Origin of the sequence: Mycobacterium sp. ACS4054 (assembly GCF_001667275.1) — a bacterium.
In the GTDB taxonomy this organism is placed as follows: Bacteria; Actinomycetota; Actinomycetes; order Mycobacteriales; family Mycobacteriaceae; genus Mycobacterium.
In genome coordinates this window covers 213,008-233,961 of the sequence record NZ_LZHV01000058.1, presented here as the reverse complement: position 1 = coordinate 233,961, position 20,954 = coordinate 213,008, and the positions used below count along the sequence as shown (strand labels likewise).

The following is a 20,954-nucleotide window of genomic DNA, read 5'->3' as shown; positions in this document are numbered from 1 at the left end:
TTCAGCTCTCCGTGCTCTGCGGTTCTGCGGCGGGCGCGGCCGCGGCCGCCGCCGCCTGCTCCTCGGCACCCGCGGCGGCGCGACCGGCCTCGGTGCTGGTCGCCGTGGTGCCCGACGCACCGCTGCGGCGGGGGCGCGTGCCCGACGGACGCTCGCGGCGCGGACGGTCGGCGCCCGCCGGGGCGGCGGCCGCCAATTCGCGCTTCCCACCGACGATGTCGCCCTTGTAGATCCACACCTTCACGCCGATCCGGCCGAAGGTGGTCTTCGCCTCGTACAGGCCGTAGTCGATGTCGGCGCGCAGCGTGTGCAGCGGCACCCGGCCCTCGCGGTAGAACTCCGAGCGGCTCATCTCCGCGCCGCCGAGACGGCCGGAGCACTGCACCCGGATGCCCTTGACGTTGGGCTGGCGCATCGCCGACTGGATGGCCTTGCGCATGGCGCGGCGGAACGCCACGCGGTTGCTCAGCTGCTCGGCCACGCCCTGGGCCACCAGCTGGGCCTGCGACTCGGGGTTGCGGACTTCCAGGATGTTCAGCTGAACCTGCTTGCCGGTCAGCTTTTCCAGGTCCGCGCGGATGCGGTCCGCCTCGGTGCCGCGGCGGCCGATGACGATGCCCGGCCGCGCGGTGTGGATGTCGACCCGCACCCGGTCGCGGGTGCGCTCGATCTCCACGTCGGCGATGCCGGCGCGCTCCAGACCGGTGGACAGCAGCTTGCGGATCGCGACGTCTTCCTTGACGTAGTCGGCGTACTGCTTGTCGGCGTACCAGCGGGATTTCCAGTCGGTGGTGATGCCCAGCCGGAAGCCGTGCGGATTGATCTTCTGGCCCACTAGTCTGAGCCTCCCTTCGCTTCCGAGGTCTCAGACGTAGCTTTCTTCGCCGGGGCGGACTTCGCCGCGGCTTTCTTGGCGGGTGCCTTCTTGGCAGCCGAACCAGCTGCGGCCTTCTTGGCCGGGGCCTTCTTCGCGGGCGCCTTGGCGGCGGCCTTGCTGGCCTCGGCGCGGCGGGCCCTCGTCGACTTCGCCGAACGCTGGTCCTTGGCCGGCCGGCTCTCCACCACGACGGTGATGTGGCTGGTGCGCTTGCGGATCCGGAACGCGCGACCCTGCGCGCGCGGGCGGATGCGCTTGGCGGTCGGTCCCTCGTCGGCGTAGACGGTCGCGACCACCAGGGTGGCCGGGTCCAGCCCGTTGTTGTTCTGCGCGTTGGCCGCGGCGCTGGCGATCACCTTGGCCACCGGCTCGCTGGCGGCCTGCGGCGCCCAGCGCAGGATGTCCAGCGCGTCGGACACGGACCGTCCGCGCACCAGGTCGATCACCCGGCGCGCCTTGGTCGGTGACACCCGCACGAACCGCGCTTTGGCGACCGCCGACGGGAATTCAGTTGTGGTCATCGCCGTTTGGCCTTCCGGTCGTCCTTGATGTGTCCCTTGAAGGTGCGCGTAGGGGCGAATTCACCAAGCTTGTGACCGACCATCGCCTCGGTGACGAACACCGGGACGTGCTTGCGCCCGTCGTGGACGGCGAAGGTGTGGCCGATGAAGTCCGGGATGATCGTCGAACGCCGGGACCAGGTCTTGATGACCTGCTTGGTGTTCTTCTCGTTCTGCACGTCCACCTTCTTCAGCAGGTGGTCGTCGACGAACGGGCCCTTCTTCAGGCTGCGTGGCATGAGTTACTCCTACCGGCCGTGCTTCTTGCCGGTGCGACGGCGCCGGACGATGAGTTTGTTGCTGGCCTTGTTCGGGTGGCGGGTCCGGCCCTCCGGCTTGCCCCACGGGCTCACCGGGTGCCGACCACCGGAGGTCTTACCCTCACCACCACCGTGCGGGTGGTCCACCGGGTTCATGACCACACCACGGACCGAAGGGCGCTTGCCCTTCCATCGCATCCGGCCGGCCTTGCCCCAGTTGATGTTCGCCTGCTCGGCGTTGCCCACCTCGCCGACCGTGGCGCGGCAGCGCACGTCGACGCGGCGGATCTCACCGCTGGGCATGCGCAGCGAGGCGTAGGTGCCCTCCTTGCCGAGCAGCTGGATGCTCGAGCCGGCGGAGCGCGCCAGCTTGGCGCCACCGCCCGGCCGCAGCTCCACGGCGTGGATGACGGTGCCGGCCGGGATGTTGCGCAGCGGCAGGTTGTTGCCCGGCTTGATGTCGGCGTTCGCGCCCGACTCCACCACGTCGCCCTGCGAAAGCCCTTGCGGCGCGATGATGTAACGCTTTTCGCCGTCCAGGTAGTGCAGCAGCGCGATGTTGGCGGTCCGGTTCGGGTCGTACTCGATGTGCGCGACCTTGGCGTTGACCCCGTCCTTGTCGTTGCGGCGGAAGTCGATCACCCGGTAGGCGCGCTTGTGACCGCCGCCCTTGTGCCGGGTGGTGATGCGGCCGTGCGCGTTACGGCCACCGTGACCGTGCAGCGGACGCACCAGCGACTTCTCCGGCTCCGACCGGGTGACCTCGGCGAAGTCGGACACGCTGGAGCCGCGGCGGCCCGGGCTCGTCGGCTTGTACTTACGAATTGCCATGTCTAATCAAGTCTTTCTCTCGCTACGCCGGTGCCCCGAACAGGTCGATCGGCTTGCTGCCCGGCGCCAGCGTGACGATGGCCCGCTTGGTGCCCTTGCGCTTGCCGTATCCGGTCCTGGTGCGCTTGCGCTTGCCCTGCCGGTTCGCGGTGTTCACCGATGCGACCTTGACGGCGAAGATCTTCTCGATGGCGATCTTGATCTGCGTCTTGTTCGAATCGGGGTGCACCACAAAGGTGTACACGTTCTCATCCAGCAGGCCGTAGGACTTCTCCGAGATGACCGGGGCCAGGATGATGTCGCGCGGGTCGGTGATGGTCGCCATCTACGCCGAAACCTCCTCGGTGCTAGCCGGATTGCCCTTGATGTAGGCGTTGAGGGCCTCAACGCTGAACACCACGTCGTCGGAGCGCAACACGTCATAGGTGTTGAGCTGGTCGGCCGTCAGGATGTGCACACCGGGCAGGTTGCGCACGCTCTTGGCGCCGGCCTCGTCGCTGCGGCCGATCACGATCAGCACGTTCTTGCGGTCGGTCAGCGTGCCCAGGAACGCCCTGGCGTTCTTGGTTGACGGGGTCTGACCCGACACCAGCTCGGTGACCGCGTGGATGCGGCCGTTGCGCGCCCGGTCCGACAACGCGCCGCGCAACGCCGCGGCGATCATCTTCTTCGGGGTGCGCTGCGAGTAGTCGCGCGGCTTGGGGCCGTGTACGACGCCGCCGCCGGTGAACTGCGGGGCCCGCGTCGAACCCTGGCGGGCACGACCGGTTCCCTTCTGGCGGTACGGCTTCCGCCCACCGCCACTGACCTCGCCGCGGGTCTTGGTCGAGTGCGTCCCCTGGCGAGCCGCCGCGCGCTGCGCGGTGACCACCTGGTGCATCAGGGCGATATTGGCCGGGGCGTCGAACAATTCGGCCGGCAGCTCGACGGAGCCCTCGACCTTGCCGTCCGGCGTCTTGACGTCGATCTTCAAGGATTTCGAGTCAGCCATTACTTCTCACCTCGTTTGATCGCGCTGCGGACCACCACGAGCCCGCCGGTGCGGCCGGGGACCGCGCCCTTGATCAGCAGCACGCCGTTCTCGGTATCGACCTTGTGCACCACCAGGTTCTGGACGGTCACCCGGTCATTACCCATCCGGCCGGCCATCCGCGTGCCCTTGAAGACGCGCGCCGGGGTGGCGCAACCACCGATCGAACCCGGCCGGCGGTGCACCGCCTGCGCACCGTGGCTGGCGCCCTGGCCGCGGAAGCCGTGACGCTTCATGGTGCCGGCGAAGCCCTTGCCCTTGGAGGTGCCGGTGACGTCGACGTACGCGCCGTCGGCGAAGATCTCCGCGGTCAACTCCTGACCGACCTCGTATTCGCTCGCGGCGGCCTCGTCATCGAGCCGCAACTCGGCCAGGTGCCGGCGCGGGTTCACGCCCGCGGCGCTGTATTGACCGGTCACCGGCTTGTTCACCTTGCGCGGGCTGATCTCGCCGTAGGCCAGCTGAACGGCGCTGTAACCGTCACGCTCGGGAGTGCGGATGCGGGTGACCACGTTGGGCCCGGCCTTGACCACCGTCACCGGCACGACCCGGTTGTTCTCGTCGAACACCTGCGTCATGCCCAGCTTGGTACCCAGAATGCCTTTTCTTGCCATGAGCTCTGGATCTCCTACTGGATGTTGACGTCGACACTGGCCGGAAGGTCGATGCGCATCAGCGCGTCGACGGTCTTCGGCGTCGGGTCGAGGATGTCGATCAGCCGCTTGTGAGTACGCATCTCGAAGTGCTCCCGCGAGTCCTTGTACTTATGCGGAGAGCGGATGACGCAATACACGTTCTTCTCAGTCGGCAGCGGCACCGGACCTACGACACTGGCACCCGTGCGGACGACGGTCTCGACGATTTTGCGCGCCGATGCGTCGATGGCCTCATGGTCGTAGGCCTTGAGCCTGATGCGGATCTTCTGTCCCGCCACGCTTCTCCTACCCTCACTCCACTTACAAAAATCCGTGTCCGGACCTGGTGCTCCCAGCGCGCTGACCGGGCCCGGGCCAATCCTGGGCCGATCGAGCGTCGCGCCGGATACTGCGCCGCTGTTTACCTGTCGTGGTCCACCGGCCCCCGCGGTCGGGTGTGTCACCCTCACGCAGCCTGGACCGCGGCCGAAAAGTCGCGCTCCAAGGATGGGACCGGACGCGCCCGTTTTGGGCGCTGGTCGTATGCCCGACCAGGCGCAAACCCGGCCCAAGGCAACCTGAACAGTATGCCCTAGATCATGGGTTTGGCCAAATCCCGGGCGATGGCCGCCGACCTGGGCGTTTGGGGCCTCAGGCGCCCGCCGGTTCGACCCTCGCCGCGCCCGCCCGGTTGTGGGCGCGCTGTACATAGAGGAAACCGTCGACGGCGGCGAGCGCGCACTCGCGGTAATCGAAGTCGGGAAGCGTCGACAGGCGCCCCAGCACCAGGGGCCCGATGAGCAGCGCGATGGCCCGGGACCGGTCCACTTCGCCCAGTTCGGCGGCCTCGGGGCTGTCGAAAATGGCGTCGAACGGCGCCGCGTACTGCTGGGCGATGCGCTCGCGCAGGGTGGTGATCGCCGTGCTGTTCGTCGCGCAGTCGCGGGGTTCCGGCATCTCGTCCAGGTCCCGACCCATGGACAACCACGACATGGCCGTCATCAGGGCCGGCGCCTGCGCCACCGACTCGGCCTGGGCCAGCACCACCGCGACCAGGCGATCCCGCAGCGAACCCTCGGCCGGCGGCGTGGGTGACGGCGGGATGAGGCTGTTGAAAGCAGCTGCCAGCAAGTCGTTTCCGCTCGGGAAGTGGCGGTATAGCGTGGCCCTGGCTACGTTGGCGGTGCGGGTGACCGCGTCGACGGTCACCGCGCTGGGCCCCCCGGAACTCAGCAACGACGCGGCGGCCTCGAGCAGGCGGGCCCGCGAGCGGGCCGGGCGTGGATCGGTGGTGCTGCCGGTAATTGTGACCCACCTCCCTGTTTGGGAACGAGACTATCGGTCTACCTACAAGACTGTCGGTCTCGAATCTTCGAACGCCACCGTGGGGAGGCGCAGCACATGGTCGAAACCCTGGTCCGGCCTGACCAGAGTACTGATGTAGTCAGCATCGGGGGTAGCCCCCGCGCCCGGAACTGGACGCTGGCCGTCGCCTGCATGGGGGTGGCGCTGGTGGTCGCGTCGATGACGGCGCTGAACACCGCGCTGGGGGACCTCGCGGTGGCCACCTCGGCCACCCAGTCGCAGCTGAATTGGATCGTCGACGGATACACCGTGGCGCTGGCGTGCCTGCTGTTGCCCGCCGGAGCGATCGGCGACCGCTACGGCAGGCGCGGCGCCCTGCTGCTCGGGCTGGTGGTCTTCGCCCTGGGCTCGATGGCGCCCGCGCTGCTGCACAGCCCGGCCCAGATCATCGCCGGCCGCGCGGTCGCCGGGATCGGCGCGGCCTTCGTGATGCCGGCCACGCTGTCGCTGCTGACCGTGGCCTTCCCGAAGGACGAGCGCACCAAGGCGGTCGGCATCTGGGCCGGCACCGCCGGGTCCGGCGGCGTGCTGGGGATGATCGGTTCCGGCCTGCTGCTGCGCTTCTGGGATTGGCACGCGATCTTCTGGTCGCTGGGCGCGGCCGGACTGGTGATCTTCGCGCTGGCGTGCACCGTGTCCTCGTCGCGCGACGGCGGCGCCCCGCGGATCGATTCGCTGGGCGCGGTGCTGATCGGCGCCGCGGTGGCGATCGCGGTGGCCGCGATCCTGGAGGCGCCGACCCGCGGCTGGGATGACCCGCTGATCTGGGGCGGGCTTGTCGCGGGGGCGGTGCTCGCGGCCGCGTTCGGTGCCGTCGAGTTGCGGCTCGCCGGGCGCAGCAGGCAGCCCCTGCTGGATGTCCGGTTGTTCGCCGACCCGAATTTCGCCACCGGCGTCGCCGCGATCGTCATCCTGTTCGGCGCGACGTTCGGGTTCTTCTACATCGGCATGCAATACGTACAGCAGATCATGGGCTACTCGGCGCTGGCGACGTCGGTCGCCTTCGGCCCGTTCATGGTTCCGCTGGGCATTTTCTCGGCGCTGTCGTTCTGGTACGTGCCCAAGTTGGGCCTGCGGCTGGTGCTGTTCGTCGGCACCCTGCTGATGGCGGTCGGGTTCGCGTGCATGTGCCTGCTGACCCTGCACACCTCTTATCTGCAATTCGCCTGGCCGACATTGATATTGGCCACCGGCATCGGGATCTGCACGGCGCCGACGACCTCGGCGATCATGGGAGCGGTGCCCGACGAGAAACAGGGCGTCGCCTCCGCGGTGAACGACACGTCCCGGGAGATGGGCGGAGCGCTGGGGATCGCGGTGGCCGGTTCGATTCTGGCGGGCCGGTATTCGCACGAACTCGCCCCCAAGCTGGCGGACTTTCCCGCGCCCGTGCGCGGCCCGGCCACCGACTCGTTGGCCAAGGCCGTCGAGGTGGCCGGCAGGATCGGGGCCCCGGGCCGCGAGCTGGCCGACCTCAGCAAGACCGCGTTCCTGGCGGCCATGCACGCGTCCACCATCGCGATGGCCGTGATCGTCGCCGTCGCCGCGGTGCTGATCGGGATATGGGCGCCCGGCCGCGACGGCCGGCAGCTGCGGCCGGTGCGGGGCCTGCTGGCCCGGCGCACCCGCTGATTCCAATGCCGTTGTTTCCCAGCACGTTCAAGGAGCTGTAAGCGGCCGCGGGTGCTTGAAACCGCCCGCCGATTCTGGTATCAGAAATATATATCGACAGGTACAGGTCATCTCTGTTACGGCGAGGTGGATGTGGTGTTGATTCCGGTTAAGAGCGTGGCCGGGCCGGCATGGCCGGTCTCCACGGCCTGGGCGCGAGAGCGTTCGCCTCCGGTATGGGCGTGATATCAAGCCGGCCAACGCTTTCAGGTGTCACGAAGGGAGGTCTACCGGCGGCCGTGCCGTCCACGAATATTGCGACGCATTGTCGGCGCGATGCACACTCGCGCGCGCACTGCCACTGTCGTGGCCATCTACGTGGATCGCATGAACAATCGCCACTCGGGGGCGCGCCCCATGCCTCACCCATGGGGCCGCCCCCACATTCACCGAACGAAGCCGGCGGCCCGGTGCCCGAGCATCACGATGGTGGCGTGCGGCCCGCGGCTGGTGATGGTGGGCAGGATCGAGCCGTCGATCACCCACAGGTTTTCGATGCCGTGCACGCGGCAGCGATGATCGACGACGGCACCCGGGTCGCTCTCCGGGCCCATCGGCGCCGTGCCACAGAGGTGTTGGGATGTTGACCAGGACGGGGTCCCGACATGGGTTGCGCTGGAAGCCAATTCGCGGGCCATCTCCGCTCCCCGGCGTAGCGCCGCGACGTCTTTGGGCTCGCTGTCGTAGCGATGCTCGATGCGGGGCGCCGCGGCGGGATCTGCCGACGCCAGCGTGATGCGCCCGCGGGCCCGCGGCTGCATCAACGCCACCCCGATGTGCGGCCAGTCGGCGTGCCCGGCCGTGCCGTCGCCGGTCATCGCGACGAATCCGCCCGTGTAGGGCCTGATCTCGAGATCGTCGGCGGTGCTGAGCACGACCTCGAGCACCGGCCGGCCGGGAGCCACCGCCCAGTCGGTGGGCAACACCCACTCGGGGTGATCGCTGAACGACGCGCCCACCGGAAGGGGCGCCCGCACCGGGATGCCGACCGCCCGCAACCCCTCCTCGACGCCGACGCCGGAAAGCATGAGCAGCTGCGCCGTTTGAATGGCCCCGGCGCACAGGACGATCCGGTCGGCGGTCATGGTCATGCGCCCGTGCGGGCCGATCGTCTCGACACCCACCGCGGCGGTGCCGGCGAACCGCAGGCCCACCGCGCTGGTCCGCGCGCGCAGCGTCAGATTGCGCCGGCCCAGGGCCGGCAGCAGGTATCCGGCACCGGACCCGGTGCGCACGCCGTCGACGATGTTGAGCGGCACCGCGCCCAGTCCCGAAACCGGCCCAGGCCCAACGTCGTTGAGGTCATCGATCCAGTCGAACCCCGCGCTCCGCGCGGCATCGATGAAACGCTCGGTGGTGCCGGCCATTTCGTGGGTACGGCGCACCTTGATCGGGCCGTCGGCGCCGTGGGCGGGGCCACTGAAATCCAGGTCGGTCTCGATGGCGCGGAAGCTGTCGAGAACCTCGGGCCACGACCAGCCGGGCAGCGACAGCCGATCGAAGTCGCGCGGCAGTCCGCGGCAGAAGTAACCGCCGTTGACCGCGCCCGAGCCGCCGAGCGTCGCCCCGCGCACGATCGGATGCCGCCGGGTGGGCCGGTCGGTGAGGCTGGTCTCATAGCGCCGCACCAGGGGGCTGCCCACGCCGATCGGCAACTGCAGCCCGTTGCCCGTTTGCGCGAGCAATTGCGGGTCGTCGAGGGCGGGCCCGGCCTCGACGACGGTCACCGCGCAACCGGGATCGCTGGAAAGGCGTTCGGCAACAACCGATCCAGCGCTGCCGGCACCGACGATCAGCACATCGCTGTGCGGGGCGGCGGGGGTCAAGGTGGCGGCTAGCTGCGAATCTGCGGCTTGAGCGCGCGCAGGTTGCGCTCCCGCAGCACACCCCACCACAGCCCGAGGCCGTACGCCAGGTCGTCGACGCGCTTGAGCAAGAGGTAGGTCAGCAGCCCGATCGGCTCGGCATCGTCACCCATGGCGTCCCGACGGCGCAGCCAGTCGACCACGCCGTCCATGACGGCCGCGACCAGCACGACACGCCGGAAATGTCGCGACAGCGTGGCGGCGAGTAGCGCCAGCGGCCAGTAATGCCGGCACAGCGCCGAAGCCAGCTGCAGCGCCGCCGACCACAGGCCGCGGGTGGCGATCACCACCACGTCGGTGATCGAGGTCTCGGCGCCGCGCATCGCCCTGGCGATCCGGCGACCGGTCAGCAGGGCGATGGCGACGGACGCCAGCTGGGACAGGCTGGTCCCGAACGCCACCAGGATCCACGTCATCAGCGCCCAGCCGGAGATCACCACCGGCGCGGTCTTGTCCGGGTGGCGGACCGACAGCGGGGCCGCCGAGCCGCCGTAGAAAGCCTTGCGGGCGAGCCAATCCCGCAGTTCGGTGCGGTGGTCGTGGGCGACCATCGCGACGGGCTCGTATCGCAGGCGGGCGCCGGCTTCGATGAGCCGCCAACACAGGTCGACGTCCTCGCCCGACTGCAGGGTCTCGTCGAAACCGCCGACCGCGCGCAGCGCCGAGCAGCGGCAGATGATCGCCGCGCTGGGCACGTAGGAGACCGTGCTGTGGGGCAGCACGGGCGCTTCGCGCTCGCCGAGGTCGAGTGACGAGTGCACCGCCTCGTAGCGGGCGACGACGTTCTCGCTGTGCGACAAACCGACGATGCGCGGCGCGGCCAGGGCGACCGTCGGGTCGCAGAAGTGGCCGAGCAGCGCCTCCAGCCACCCGCGTCGCGGCGCGACATCGGAGTCGAGGAAGGCGACGTAGTCGGTGCCGCACGCGGCCAGTCCCGTGTTGCGGGCGGCGGCCGGTCCCCTGCTGCGCGAATGCCGCAGCACCTCGACGTCGCAGTGCGCGCCGACGAAGTCCTCCGGTTCGATCGGCGGGAAGGATCCGTCGTCCACCACGATGACCCGCAAGCCGCGCAACGAGCTGACCAGGCGCCGCACGCCAGAAAGGTTGTCCCGCACGGGGATTACGACGGTCACGTCGCGGTGCGAGGGTCCGCCCGCGGGCCGCGGATGCGCCACCGTGGCGTCCAGCAGGGTGCGGGCCAGCTGCGCGCTGACGTCGTCGCGAACCTTCAGCCGGCCGTCGCACAGCATGTCCTGGGCGGCCGGCGCCAGCTTGAGCAGCCGGGTCGGCGAACCCCCGAGCAGCGCCGAGCCGTCGCCGAGCACCCGCACGCGGCGATCGACCTGGACGGCGAACCCGTCGGGCAGCCGGGGATGGCTCATGTCAGCATCCCGTCGCGCCCGGGTGACCACCGGTCCACCCGACGGACACAGCCCTCGACCATCTCGGCGAGGATGCGCTCACCCTCGGCGGCGGTCGCGGTGGTCGGGTCTCCCAGGACACCCACGGGGCTGACCGCCGCGACTCCCCCGCGGCGCATCGACGGGAGCAATTCGGGCAGCGGCGCCGGATTGCCGGCGAGCCACCGGTCGGTCAGCACGTCGCCCGGCGAGATGTGCAGCAACAGCGAGGTTTCGGTGTGCCCGGCGTGGGCATCACCGCCGCCCGACAGGCATGGGCACCAGGCGGCGTCGCGTCCCTCGGCCCGCAGCCGGGTCACCGCGGCGGTCAGCGCGGCGGTGTTGCCGCCGTGGCCGTTGACGAAGACGAGGCGCCGGGCCCAGCCGGCGGCCGACCGGCCGTATTCCACCAGCAACGTCGTCAGGGCTTCCGTGCCGATGGAGATCGTTCCGGCAAAGCTTTGGTGTTCGCCGCTGGCCCCGTAGGCGATGGCGGGTGCCACCAGCCAGTCGCGGTCGAGGCCGGCAAGGGCCCCGCGGGCGACCGCGGTTGCGATCCGCGTGTCGGTGTCCAGCGGCAGGTGCGGACCGTGCTGCTCGGTCGACCCGAGCGGGATGATCAGGGACGGCGAGGTGCCCGCTAGCTGGCTTGACGTAGCCACCGCTAATTCGCCGAGTACGGGCACTCGGTGATGGTAGGACGAATTCACCTGGCGTGCACCAATTGTTGTCTGTAGAAAACGATTTTTTTCTGGCTGGTTCATCGGGCGTTCGATCTTTGTGCTCGTTCGTCACGGGCACCTCGCCAGTACCACCGGTTGCGGGGCCGTCAATCATCGCCGACGATCCCGTCTCCAGGACGACTATTGGCTGCTCAGGCGGACGGCACACCCAGCGCCCGGGTGAAGCCGGGCGGCACCAGGATGTCGTCCGGACCGAGCTCGTGCACGCTCGCGTGGCCCAGGCCCATCAGCGCCGAGTCGATGCCCCCGCGCAAGATGTCGAGCACGTTCTCCACGCCCGCCTGCCCGGCGGCGGCCAGGCCCCACAGGTACGCGCGCCCGATCATCACCGCGCGCGCCCCCAGCGCCACGGCCTTGACCACATCGCTTCCCCGGCGGATGCCGCCGTCGAGCAGCACCTCGACCTGATCGCCGACCGCGGCGGCCACCGCGGGCAGGGCGCGAATCGACGCCGGCGTGCCGTCCAGGTTGTTGCCGCCGTGGTTGGACACCGAAATCGCCGAAACCCCGGCGTCCACAGCCCTTTTCGCGTCGTCCACGCGCATCACGCCCTTGAGCATGAACGGCCCGCCCCACAGTTCACGCAGCCAGGCGATGTCTTCCCACGTCGGGGGCGGGGTACCCATCCACTCACCGTAGGCGGCGAAAAAGGGTGGGCCGGGCTCGCCGCGGCGCCCCTGGTTGGGCACCCGCAAATCCGGCGGGCGCAGCGTCTTGCCGTACTTCCACAGCCAGCGGGGCTTGAAGACCGCTTCCGGAGACTGCCGCAGGACCGTCCGCAGGTTCATCGCTTCGGGAATCTGGGGGCTGCCCCAGTCGCGCCCGTGCGAGAACGACCAGTCGGTGGTGACGATCAGACCCACCGCGCCGGCCTGGCGCGCCCGTTCCACCCGCTCGGCGATCGCGTCGCGCCCGCCCAGCCAGTACACCTGGAAGAAGATCTTGGGGTTGGCGGCGATGACCTCCTCGATCGGTTTGCTGGCGAAAGAGGACAGGCCCATCGCCGTTCCCCGCGCCGCCGCGGCCCGCGCGACGGCGACCTCGCCGTCCGGATCGACCGCCTGGACGCCGGTCGGCGAAATCAGCACCGGCATCGAAATATCTTGTCCCAGAACGGTAGTCGAGAGGTCGCGCTTCTCCTGCGCGCCGACGACGTGGGGGGCGAATCCGAGTTCACCGAACGCCGCGACATTGTCGGAGACGGTGACGCCCTTCTCGCTGCCGGCGAGCAGCGCCGAGTAGACGGATTTCGGCAGCCGCCGCTTCGCGCGCTGCTGGGCGATGGCGACGGTTTCAAACCATTGGCCGGCCATGAGCTATACGGGGCTTTCGTTGCACAGCCGCGCCGGGGGCGCGTCGGGTGGCCGCACGGACAGCGTCAGGGGCACCGGTTGGCGAACCCGTTGCCCGCGGGAGTGGTCGGCCCGGGGCCGCGGCGTCTCTCGCCGGCGGGCCAGCGCCGGGGCGCTGTGCCCCTGCACGCACTCGGGATCCGGCCCGTCCATCGGCAGGCCGGTGAAGAACTTCGCCGCCATGCAGCCGCCCCGGCAGGCGTCGTAGTGGCCGCAGCTGCCGCACGCCCCCGCGGACTGCGGTTCGCGCAGCTCACGGAACAGCGGCGCGTGCTTCCAGACGTTGTCGAATCCCCCGTCGGCCAACACATTTCCGGCCAGGAAGCGGTCGTGGATGGCGAATGGGCACGCGTACACGTCCCCGACGGGGTCGATCAGGCAGACCACCCGGCCCGCGCCGCACATGTTCAGGCCGGCCAGCGCGCCGGAGGAGCCGAGCGGCGCCAGGTGGAAGAAGGAGTCGCCGGTGAGCACCCGCTCCCCCTTGGCCACCAGCCAGTCGTAGAGCTGGACCTGCTGGGCGGCGGTGGGGTGCAGATCGTCCCAGACGTCCGCGCCGCGCCCCGACGGACGCAGCCGGGTGATCCGCAGGGTGGCGCCGTAACGGCTTGCCAGCGCGGCGAATTCGTCGAGCTGGTCGACGTTGTGGCGGGTGACCACGACGGAGATCTTCGCGTCCTTGAAGCCCGCATTGGCAAGGTTCTCCAGCGCGCGCACGGCCATGGCGAACGATCCGGGACCGCGCACCGCGTCGTTGACCTCCGCGGTGGCGCCGTCCAGCGAGATCTGGACGTCGACGTAGTCGCTGGCGGCCAACCGGGCGGCGACCTCTTCGGTGATGCGCACCCCGTTGGTGGAGAACTTCACCCCGACGTGGTGCGCGGTCGCGTAGTCGACCAGCTCCCAGAAGTCGGGGCGCACGGTGGGCTCGCCGCCGCCGATGTTGACGTAGAACACCTGCATGCGTTCCAGCTCGTCGATGATGTCCATGCATTGCCGGGTGGACAGCTCCCGCGGATCCCGTTTGCCCGACGACGAAAGGCAGTGCACGCACGCCAGGTTGCAGGCGTACGTGAGCTCCCACGTCAGGCAGATGGGCGCATCGAGCCCGCTCTCGAACTGCTCGATGAGCCGCGGGACGGTGGCTGTCATGGGACCTCCTGGGGTACCAGCATCTTCGAATCGGCCAACACGCCCAGCGCGTGCAAGTAGGGGGCCTCGTCCGAGTCGTCCACACCCGCCGCGCGGCAGGCCGAGTGGACGTCGGGATGGTCGGCGAGCGACCGCACCACGGTGAGAATGGTGCGGTTCTTCAGAAAGGACAGCTTGCGGGTGCCGAAGTGGTAGAGCAGCGCCCCGAATGGTTCGGGTCGAACCGCCACCTGCGGGTGCAACCGCCAGCCGCGGCCGGGGTCGAACACGCGGTTCAGTAGACCCCGCACATGCCGTCGATGGACACCTCTTCAACCAGGGTCTCGGCGACGAGCTGGGTCTCGGTCTCGGTTTCGTGGTCCACGGGTCATTGCCTTTCGTCGGTTCTTGACAACGATGGGGTTCGAGCACAAGCTTCGTCAGAATATGGCATCGAGTGCCGAAATGGAAGGGCGGGTCTCATGGTGCCGCAGCCACGGGTGGGCCGTCGCCGCTCGACCACGCCGCACCACATCACCGACGTCGCGATCGAGCTGTTCGGTGCGCGCGGTTTCGCCGACGTCAGCGTCGACGACGTCGCCCAGGCCGCCGGCATCTCGCGGCGCACGCTCTTCCGCTACTACGCGTCCAAGAACGCCATCCCGTGGGGCGACTTCGACACCCACCTCGCGCACCTGCGCGACCTGCTGGACGCCGTCGACCCGCGGGTGCCGCTGGGCCAGGCGCTACGCGATGCGCTGTTGGCGTTCAACACCTTTGACGAGTCGGAGACCGCGCGGCACCGCCAGCGGATGCGGGTGATCCTGCAAACCGCCGAACTGCAGGCGTATTCGATGACCATGTACGCCGGCTGGCGCGAGGTGATCGCCGGTTTCGTGGCCCGCCGGCTGGACCGCAAGACCACCGACCTGGTGCCCCAGACCGCCGCCTGGACCATGCTCGGGGTGGCGCTGTCGGCCTACGAGCACTGGCTCGGCGACGAGTCCGTCCCGCTGCCCATCGCGCTGGGCAACGCCTTCGACGTGGTCGGCGCCGGGCTGGACGGGCTGGACCGGTGACCGAGGATCACCTGCTGCACACCCTGCGCGCGCAGGGCCGGTTCTGCGCCGGCTCGGGCTCACCGATGTACGGCGAACTTTTCGAGCTGGTGGCCGCCGACGTCGAGGCCGGCGGCGTCTTCGCCGCGATCCTGTCCGGGCACGAGGACGCCCCCTCGCGCCTGGCCGTGCCGCTGCGGCTGCTCGGCGGGCTGCACCGGTTGGTGCTCGACGGCCGCGCCCGGCAACTACGAAGGTGGTATCCCAGCACCGGCGGCAGCTGGGACGCCGTAGCGGCGTGGCCCGAGATCGAGGGCGTCGCGGCCGAACACTCCGAGGCGCTGCGGGCGGCGCTGCGGCAACCACCGCAGACCAACGAGGTCGGCCGGTCCGCCGCGCTGATCGGCGCCCTGTTGCGCATCAACGGTGAATCGGGTTTGCCGGTAAGGCTTTTCGAGATCGGGTCGAGCGCGGGGCTGAACCTGCGCGCTGACCACTACCGCTACCTGTTCGCCGAAGGCCAGTGGGGACCGGACGGTTCGCCGGTGACGATCCACGACGCGTGGCGCGGCGCGCTGCCGCCGGGCGGCAAGGTGGAGATCGTCGAGCGCAGCGGCTACGACATCGCGCCCATCGACGTGACCGGAGCCGACGGGGAGCTCACCGTGTTGAGCTACGTCTGGCCCGACCAGACCGCCCGGCTCGAGCGGCTGCGCGGCGCGATCGAGGTGGCGCGGCAGGTGCCGGCCCGGCTGCAGCGCCAGACGGCCGCCGACGCGGTCGCCGGCCTGACGCTGCGCGCGGACGCGCTGACGGTGCTGTGGCATTCGATCACCTGGCAGTACCTGTCCGGCGAGGAGCGCGACGCGGTCCGGGCCCGGGTCGGCGCGCTGGGCGAGCAGGCCGACGAGCGATCGCCGTTCGTGCACCTGACGCTGGAGCCGGCGCGCGAGGGGCCGGACGCCCCGATCCGGTTCCTGGTGCGGGCGCGGCGCTGGCCGGGCGGCGAACTCGAGATCCTCGGGGAATGCCACCCGCACGGCCCGCCGGTGCACTGGTGGTGAACGCCGGGACGAAACACGCTGCGGCGCAATGACTTTCGTGCGGGTCAGCCCAGCACGTCGGAGATGGGCGCGCCGGCCGCGATCTTGCCGCGGGCCTTCATGACCTTGCCGGGCATCCCGCCGCCGACCACACCGACCAGCACCCCGTCCCGCTCGTAGTAGGCCAGGAACTTGCGGCCGTCGTCTTCGACGAGGTGGACGGTGTCGGTGGCCTCGGGCTCGCCGAGGCACTGGATCTTGACGTCGTACTGGTCGCTCCAGAAGTACGGCACGACCACGGCCGACGGCGGCTCCTGCCCCAGCATCGCGGGCACCACGACGCGGGTCTGGTCGGCGACGTTGCTCCAATGTTCCACGCGCGCTTGGTGTCCCGTCGCATCGCGCCACGACGCGACGTCGCCGAGCGCCCATACGTTGGACGCGCTGGTCCGTCCGGCCTCGTCACAGAGCACGCCGTTGTCGATCTCGACGCCGCTGCCCTCCAGCCAGCCGGTCGCCGGATGCGACCCGATGCCGATGACCACCAGGTCGGCCGCCAGCTCGGTGTCGTCGCTCAGCACGACGGTGTCCACCCGCCCGTCGCCGCGCACCTCGGCCACTCCGACGCCGAGGCGGACGTCCACCCCCTCCTCGCGGTGCAGGCGCGCCACCAGCTCGCCGATTCGCTCGCCGAGCACGGACGCCAGGGGCGTCGGCTGCGGCTCGACCAACACGACGTCCACCCCGAGGCTGCGCAGACTGGCCGCCACCTCGCAGCCGATGAAACCGGCGCCGACGATGACGGCGCGCTGCGCGGCGGACGCGTGCTCACGCAGCGCCATCGATTCGTCGAACGAGCGCAACACCCGGATGCCGTCGAGGTCCGGCAGCGCCGGAATGCGCCGCGGCACCAAGCCGGTGGCGATGACGAGTTCGTCGTAGCCGATCACCGAGCCGTCGGCCAGCGTCACCGTCCGCGCCCCGGTGTCCAGGCCGGTGGCCGCCGCGCCCAGGCGCAGGGTGATGTCGTTCTCGTCGTACCACTCCCGCGGTTTGAGGGCCACGTCGTCGACCTCTTTGCGCAGCACCTCTTTCGACAGCGGCGGGCGATCGTAGGGCACGTGCACCTCATCGCTGACGATCGTGACGCGGCCTTCGAACCCCGATCGGCGCAGCTGCTCGGCGGTCCGGGCGGCGGCCAGCCCCCCACCGACGATCACGATTCCTTTGCTAGCGGTCACGTGCAGTTCATACCACGATGACCGATCAGTACTTCAACGCGCCCTTGTCCACCGGGATCTGGGTGCCGGTCACCGTGCCCGACCCGTCGCCGGCCAGCCACGCCACGACATCGGCCACCTCGTCGGGAGACATGAAGCCGTTGGGCTGCAACGGCATTGGGGGAAAGCTGTGCACGAAGGCGGGGTGGCGCGCGAATATCTCCATCATCGCCTCCGGCTCGATCATCGGGGTGTCGACGGAGTAGGGGTGGATGGAGTTGACCCGGATGTTGTATTCGCCGAGCTCGATGGCCAGGGTGTTGGTCAGCGCGGTGAGCCCGTGCTTGCTGGCCGAATAGTGTCCGTTGCCGGGCGTGGCCTTCAGGCCCGCCGACGAGCTCACCACCACGATCGAGCCGCCGTTGCCGGCTTCGATCATCGCGGGCACGGTGGCGCGCAGCGTGCGCCAGGTGCCGGTGAGGTTCACCCCAATCACGGTGTCCCACTGCTCGTCGGTGAGCTCCCACACCCGGCCCCAGCTCAAGACGCCGGCGTTGGCCACCACGATGTCGAGCCGGCCGAATTGTTCGACGCCGTCGGCCACGAGTTGGCGCAGCGCGGCGTCGTCGCGGACGTCCGCTTCGCGGGCCAGCACCTTGCGGCCCTGCGCCTCCACCAGCCGGACCGTCTCGGCGAGATCCTCCGGCGTGGCCGGCGTGTAGGTCAGGCTCTTCGACGCCGACGCGCAGATGTCGAGCGCGATGATGTCGGCGCCCTCGGCGGCCAGCCGCACCGCGTGCGAACGGCCCTGGGCGCGGGCGGCGCCGGTGATGAACGCGACGCGTCCCTGCAGTGATCCAGCCACGCAGTCAGGCTAGCAGCGAAACTGAAACCTGTTCTAACTCGCCCGGCGGTCAGATTTCGGAGATGATCTGGGCCCGTCGGCTGGCGTACTCCTGATCGGTGAGCGCACCGCTGGCGCGCAGCGTCTCGAGCTCCTGCAGTCGCTGGGCGACCGACGGCTGCGGGGGCGTGACCACCGGCGCCGGTCCGCCGGCGGCGGCCGGTTGCGGGGCAGGCGCCTGCTGTTCGGCCGCGCGGCGCACCACGGCCTGGATCTGCTGGCGCAGCACCGGGTTCGACCGGATGTCGACCATCCGGTTGAGCGGAACGTTGTTGGCCTTGAGGATCTGCAGGATCTCCATCAGCGGCCCGGCCTGCCCGCTCAGGTCGTAGGTCTTGTTGTCTTCGGCGACGGTGAACTGCGCGGGCACCAGGCCGTTGACCAAAGCGCTTCGCTCCCAGTCGATCCGGTACTCGTTGGTGGTGGGGTTGACCAGGACCACCAACTTGCGGGCGGACAGGTTGCCGAGCCGGGTCACGCTCGCGATCACCCGGTCCTCGCTGTCGAACGGCAGGAAACCGGACCCGGAGATGTGCAGGTGCACCTTCACCACCTGCTGGTTGTTGATCCAAGTCCCCGTCTCGGTGACCCCGGTGATCTGGGCCAGCGCGAGCACGCCGCTCTGCTCGAGCACCGCGTTCTTGGCCGACGACTTCGCGCCGTAGTTGGCCAACGCGAGCGCGACCAGCACGTCGGCGACCGTGATGAACAGACCGGCATAGAACATCCACTGCAGCAGGCTGCCGAACCCGAGGGTGAAGTAGACCACCAGGAAAATCGGCCCGACCAGGCCACCGCACAGCAAAACCACCAACTGTGCCTTCAGGTAGCGCGCCAACACGAGAGTCTCCTTACCCTTGCTGGGAATTTTCGTGTCAGGTTAGCTCTCGCGGGGTCGCCGCGCGCGCCATACGCGCAAAGCGCGCTAGTCCACCTTGGGTATCACGGCCGGCGCCGGACGCGCCGACGATCCGGCCGGCGCCGAGGTGGGGGCCGAATGGGCGGACACCACCTTCACCGGCGTGCCGCCGGTCGATACCGGCATCGCCGGGGCCGCGGCGGCCTGCGGCGTCTCCACCTGCGCCGGTGTCGTCGCGAGCGGGCTGACCGTCGACGGCGCCGACGCCGCGGGCTGCGCGGTGGCCGGGGTGTAGGCGGGCGCGACCATCCGCACCGGCGTGGCCGTGGTGGCCGGGGCCAGCGCCGCAGGCCCCGCGGTGGCCGCCGGGGCGGCCGGTGCCTGCACACCCGCGATCGCCGAAGCCGGCGCGACCGCCGACATCAGGGGCGCGGCCGGAACGCCGGGCGCCGAACCGCCCGCGGCCGTCGCCGCCGGCAGCTGCGCCGCCATCGACGCGGGCGCCGCGGCGGACTGCAGCGGCGACGCGTTGGCGGCCTCGGTGGCCAGGTAGTGCGCCGCGCCGCCGTTCATCAGCTCGACGAACTGGTTGTGAAACACCGCGGCTTGCGCGCTCAGCGCCTGGTACACCTGCGAGTGGGCGTCGAACAGCGTCGCGATGCTGGTCGACACCTCGTCCGCGCCCGGGGCGAGGACGGTCGACGTCGCGCCCGCCGCCATCGAGTTAGCCGACGTGATCGTCCACCCGATCCTGGCCAGATCGGACGCGGCGGCGGCCACATACTCGGGCGTCGCGAATACGAAGGACATCGGAACCTCCCGGTCAGCTCCCCCGACTCCCTTATCGGGGAATCCTAGCGGAGCCGTCCCGGTCGGACCCGGTAAAACGCATAAAGCCCGGATTGCCGAGAACGGCAGTCCGGGCTCTATGGCTAGCTGGACCTACTTGATGATCTTCACGACCCGGCCGGCGCCGACGGTGCGGCCACCCTCACGGATCGCGAACCGCAGGCCTTCGTCCATGGCCACGGGCTGGATCAGCTTGACCGAGATGTTGGTGTTGTCACCGGGCATCACCATTTCGGTGCCCTCCGGCAGCGTCACCACACCGGTCACGTCCGTGGTGCGGAAGTAGAACTGCGGGCGGTAGTTGTTGAAGAACGGCGTGTGCCGGCCGCCCTCGTCCTTGGACAGGATGTAGACCTGGCCCTCGAACTCGGTGTGCGGCGTGGTGGTGCCGGGCTTCGTGACGACCTGACCGCGCTCGACGTCCTCGCGCTTGATACCACGGAGCAACAGACCGACGTTGTCACCGGCCTGGCCCTGGTCAAGCAGCTTGCGGAACATCTCCACACCGGTGACGGTGGTCTTGGTGCTGGCCGGGCGGATGCCGACGATCTCGACTTCCTCGTTCACGTTGATCACGCCGCGCTCGACACGACCGGTGACCACCGTGCCACGACCGGTGATCGTGAAGACGTCCTCGACCGGCATCAGGAACGGCTTGTCGGTCTCGCGGACCGGGTCCGGGATCGACTCGTCGACGGCCTCCATCAGCTGCTCGACGGACTCGACCCACTTGGCGTCGCCCTCGAGCGCCTTGAGCGCCGAAACCCGCACGACGGGGGCGTCCTCGTCGAACTCCTGGGCGGCCAGCAACTCGCGGACCTCCATCTCGACGAGCTCCAGCAGCTCCTCGTCGTCGACCATGTCCGCCTTGTTCAGCGCCACCAGGATGTAGGGCACGCCGACCTGACGCGCCAGCAGCACGTGCTCGCGGGTCTGCGGCATCGGGCCGTCGGTGGCCGCGACCACCAGGATCGCGCCGTCCATCTGGGCGGCGCCGGTGATCATGTTCTTGATGTAGTCGGCGTGACCGGGGGCGTCGACGTGGGCGTAGTGACGCTTGTCGGTCTGGTACTCCACGTGGGAGATGTTGATGGTGATACCGCGCTGACGCTCCTCGGGCGCGTTGTCGATCTGGTCGAACGCGCGGGACTCGTTCAGGTCCGGGAACTTGTCGTGCAGAACCTTGGTGATAGCCGCGGTCAGCGTCGTCTTGCCGTGGTCAACGTGACCGATGGTCCCAATGTTGACGTGCGGCTTCGTCCGCTCGAACTTCGCCTTCGCCACTTCGTTGTCCTCCTGGA

24 protein-coding genes are annotated in these 20,954 nt (G+C 69.6%); 3 read left to right on the top strand and 21 right to left on the bottom strand.

Annotated elements, in window-relative coordinates:
* Position 1: 1 nt before the first annotated feature.
* From rpsC to A5730_RS17520, 9 genes are all read right to left on the bottom strand, one after another.
* Positions 2-835: a 30S ribosomal protein S3 gene (rpsC, locus tag A5730_RS17560; RefSeq protein WP_067902962.1), complete on the bottom strand. Its 834-nt coding sequence runs from the start codon at positions 833-835 to the stop codon at positions 2-4.
* Positions 835-1,398, bottom strand: coding sequence for a 50S ribosomal protein L22 (gene rplV / locus A5730_RS17555; protein WP_067902959.1), 564 nt, complete (start codon positions 1,396-1,398; stop codon positions 835-837). The genes rpsC and rplV overlap by 1 nt, the downstream gene beginning before the upstream one ends.
* Positions 1,395-1,676, bottom strand: coding sequence for a 30S ribosomal protein S19 (rpsS, locus tag A5730_RS17550; protein ID WP_010908582.1), 282 nt, complete (start codon positions 1,674-1,676; stop codon positions 1,395-1,397). Before rpsS ends, rplV begins: the two co-directional genes overlap by 4 nt.
* A gap of 9 nt (positions 1,677-1,685) precedes the next feature.
* On the bottom strand, positions 1,686-2,528 hold the full coding sequence (rplB, locus tag A5730_RS17545) for a 50S ribosomal protein L2 (protein WP_055401875.1): 843 nt from the start codon (positions 2,526-2,528) through the stop codon (positions 1,686-1,688).
* A 22-nt stretch (positions 2,529-2,550) separates the two neighbouring features.
* Positions 2,551-2,853, bottom strand: coding sequence for a 50S ribosomal protein L23 (rplW, locus tag A5730_RS17540; RefSeq protein ID WP_055401878.1), 303 nt, complete (start codon positions 2,851-2,853; stop codon positions 2,551-2,553).
* Positions 2,854-3,519 (bottom strand): 50S ribosomal protein L4, encoded by a 666-nt coding sequence (gene rplD, locus A5730_RS17535; protein ID WP_067902958.1) that lies wholly within the window; start codon positions 3,517-3,519, stop codon positions 2,854-2,856.
* Complete coding sequence (rplC, locus tag A5730_RS17530; RefSeq protein ID WP_055401884.1) at positions 3,519-4,172, bottom strand: 50S ribosomal protein L3; 654 nt, start codon at positions 4,170-4,172, stop codon at positions 3,519-3,521. The genes rplD and rplC overlap by 1 nt, the downstream gene beginning before the upstream one ends.
* A 14-nt stretch (positions 4,173-4,186) precedes the next feature.
* On the bottom strand, positions 4,187-4,492 hold the full coding sequence (gene rpsJ, locus A5730_RS17525; RefSeq protein WP_003873519.1) for a 30S ribosomal protein S10: 306 nt from the start codon (positions 4,490-4,492) through the stop codon (positions 4,187-4,189).
* Between the two features lie 352 nt (positions 4,493-4,844).
* Positions 4,845-5,450 (bottom strand): TetR/AcrR family transcriptional regulator, encoded by a 606-nt coding sequence (locus A5730_RS17520; RefSeq protein ID WP_082946880.1) that lies wholly within the window; start codon positions 5,448-5,450, stop codon positions 4,845-4,847.
* Between the two features lie 144 nt (positions 5,451-5,594).
* Between A5730_RS17520 and A5730_RS17515 the strand changes: the two genes are divergently transcribed.
* The gene (locus tag A5730_RS17515; protein ID WP_067902953.1) at positions 5,595-7,190 is read left to right on the top strand and encodes an MFS transporter; all 1,596 of its coding nucleotides are present in this window, start codon (positions 5,595-5,597) and stop codon (positions 7,188-7,190) included.
* Between the two features lie 425 nt (positions 7,191-7,615).
* On the opposite strand, the gene mftG is transcribed toward A5730_RS17515, so the two are convergent.
* The 7 genes from mftG to mftA all read right to left on the bottom strand — a co-directional run bounded on the left by mftG (position 7,616) and on the right by mftA (position 14,105).
* A complete protein-coding gene (gene mftG, locus A5730_RS17510; RefSeq protein WP_067902950.1) occupies positions 7,616-9,055 on the bottom strand; it encodes a mycofactocin system GMC family oxidoreductase MftG in 1,440 nt (479 codons plus the stop codon).
* An 8-nt stretch (positions 9,056-9,063) separates the two neighbouring features.
* The gene (mftF, locus tag A5730_RS17505) at positions 9,064-10,476 is read right to left on the bottom strand and encodes a mycofactocin biosynthesis glycosyltransferase MftF (RefSeq protein WP_067902947.1); all 1,413 of its coding nucleotides are present in this window, start codon (positions 10,474-10,476) and stop codon (positions 9,064-9,066) included.
* Entirely contained in the window at positions 10,473-11,204 is a 732-nt protein-coding gene (gene mftE, locus A5730_RS17500; protein WP_067902944.1) for a mycofactocin biosynthesis peptidyl-dipeptidase MftE, read from the bottom strand. The genes mftF and mftE overlap by 4 nt, the downstream gene beginning before the upstream one ends.
* Positions 11,205-11,368: 164 nt before the next feature.
* The gene (gene mftD / locus A5730_RS17495; RefSeq protein WP_067902940.1) at positions 11,369-12,550 is read right to left on the bottom strand and encodes a pre-mycofactocin synthase MftD; all 1,182 of its coding nucleotides are present in this window, start codon (positions 12,548-12,550) and stop codon (positions 11,369-11,371) included.
* A 3-nt stretch (positions 12,551-12,553) separates the two neighbouring features.
* Positions 12,554-13,741 carry a mycofactocin radical SAM maturase gene (gene mftC / locus A5730_RS17490; RefSeq protein WP_067902937.1) on the bottom strand — a complete coding sequence of 396 codons (1,188 nt, stop codon included), beginning with the start codon at positions 13,739-13,741 and terminating at the stop codon, positions 12,554-12,556.
* Positions 13,738-14,031, bottom strand: a complete 294-nt coding sequence (mftB, locus tag A5730_RS17485; RefSeq protein ID WP_055401901.1) for a mycofactocin biosynthesis chaperone MftB — start codon at positions 14,029-14,031, stop codon at positions 13,738-13,740. The genes mftC and mftB overlap by 4 nt, the downstream gene beginning before the upstream one ends.
* Positions 14,016-14,105 carry a mycofactocin precursor MftA gene (mftA, locus tag A5730_RS17480; protein ID WP_040621348.1) on the bottom strand — a complete coding sequence of 30 codons (90 nt, stop codon included), beginning with the start codon at positions 14,103-14,105 and terminating at the stop codon, positions 14,016-14,018. The genes mftB and mftA overlap by 16 nt, the downstream gene beginning before the upstream one ends.
* A 97-nt stretch (positions 14,106-14,202) precedes the next feature.
* Between mftA and mftR the strand changes: the two genes are divergently transcribed.
* A complete protein-coding gene (mftR, locus tag A5730_RS17475) occupies positions 14,203-14,799 on the top strand; it encodes a mycofactocin system transcriptional regulator (protein ID WP_055401905.1) in 597 nt (198 codons plus the stop codon).
* Positions 14,796-15,842 carry a DUF2332 domain-containing protein gene (locus tag A5730_RS17470; RefSeq protein WP_067902935.1) on the top strand — a complete coding sequence of 349 codons (1,047 nt, stop codon included), beginning with the start codon at positions 14,796-14,798 and terminating at the stop codon, positions 15,840-15,842. The genes mftR and A5730_RS17470 overlap by 4 nt, the downstream gene beginning before the upstream one ends.
* Before the next feature lie 44 nt (positions 15,843-15,886).
* Here A5730_RS17470 and A5730_RS17465 read toward each other — a convergent pair whose 3' ends face one another.
* The 5 genes from A5730_RS17465 to tuf form a co-directional block, all read right to left on the bottom strand.
* On the bottom strand, positions 15,887-17,068 hold the full coding sequence (locus A5730_RS17465) for an NAD(P)/FAD-dependent oxidoreductase (protein WP_067902932.1): 1,182 nt from the start codon (positions 17,066-17,068) through the stop codon (positions 15,887-15,889).
* A gap of 19 nt (positions 17,069-17,087) precedes the next feature.
* Positions 17,088-17,906: a mycofactocin-coupled SDR family oxidoreductase gene (locus tag A5730_RS17460; RefSeq protein ID WP_067902929.1), complete on the bottom strand. Its 819-nt coding sequence runs from the start codon at positions 17,904-17,906 to the stop codon at positions 17,088-17,090.
* 49 nt (positions 17,907-17,955) lie between these two features.
* A complete protein-coding gene (locus tag A5730_RS17455; RefSeq protein WP_067902926.1) occupies positions 17,956-18,786 on the bottom strand; it encodes an SHOCT domain-containing protein in 831 nt (276 codons plus the stop codon).
* Between the two features lie 84 nt (positions 18,787-18,870).
* Positions 18,871-19,614, bottom strand: coding sequence for a PE family protein (locus tag A5730_RS24445; RefSeq protein WP_082946879.1), 744 nt, complete (start codon positions 19,612-19,614; stop codon positions 18,871-18,873).
* Positions 19,615-19,746: 132 nt separating this feature from the next.
* Positions 19,747-20,937 carry an elongation factor Tu gene (gene tuf / locus A5730_RS17445; RefSeq protein WP_067902923.1) on the bottom strand — a complete coding sequence of 397 codons (1,191 nt, stop codon included), beginning with the start codon at positions 20,935-20,937 and terminating at the stop codon, positions 19,747-19,749.
* Positions 20,938-20,954: the final 17 nt, after the last annotated feature.

Excerpts from the sequence above, each read along its gene's own strand:
- rplV (WP_067902959.1), bottom strand. The coding sequence starts at position 1,398 with ATGACCACAACTGAATTCCCGTCGGCGGTCGCCAAAGCGCGGTTCGTG.
- rpsS (WP_010908582.1), bottom strand. The coding sequence starts at position 1,676 with ATGCCACGCAGCCTGAAGAAGGGCCCGTTCGTCGACGACCACCTGCTG.
- rplB (WP_055401875.1), bottom strand. The coding sequence starts at position 2,528 with ATGGCAATTCGTAAGTACAAGCCGACGAGCCCGGGCCGCCGCGGCTCC.
- rplW (WP_055401878.1), bottom strand. The coding sequence starts at position 2,853 with ATGGCGACCATCACCGACCCGCGCGACATCATCCTGGCCCCGGTCATC.
- rplD (WP_067902958.1), bottom strand. The coding sequence starts at position 3,519 with ATGGCTGACTCGAAATCCTTGAAGATCGACGTCAAGACGCCGGACGGC.
- rplC (WP_055401884.1), bottom strand. The coding sequence starts at position 4,172 with ATGGCAAGAAAAGGCATTCTGGGTACCAAGCTGGGCATGACGCAGGTG.
- A5730_RS17515 (WP_067902953.1), top strand. The coding sequence starts at position 5,595 with ATGGTCGAAACCCTGGTCCGGCCTGACCAGAGTACTGATGTAGTCAGC.
- mftF (WP_067902947.1), bottom strand. The coding sequence starts at position 10,476 with ATGAGCCATCCCCGGCTGCCCGACGGGTTCGCCGTCCAGGTCGATCGC.
- mftD (WP_067902940.1), bottom strand. The coding sequence starts at position 12,550 with ATGGCCGGCCAATGGTTTGAAACCGTCGCCATCGCCCAGCAGCGCGCG.
- mftC (WP_067902937.1), bottom strand. The coding sequence starts at position 13,741 with ATGACAGCCACCGTCCCGCGGCTCATCGAGCAGTTCGAGAGCGGGCTC.
- mftR (WP_055401905.1), top strand. The coding sequence starts at position 14,203 with ATGGTGCCGCAGCCACGGGTGGGCCGTCGCCGCTCGACCACGCCGCAC.
- A5730_RS24445 (WP_082946879.1), bottom strand. The coding sequence starts at position 19,614 with ATGTCCTTCGTATTCGCGACGCCCGAGTATGTGGCCGCCGCCGCGTCC.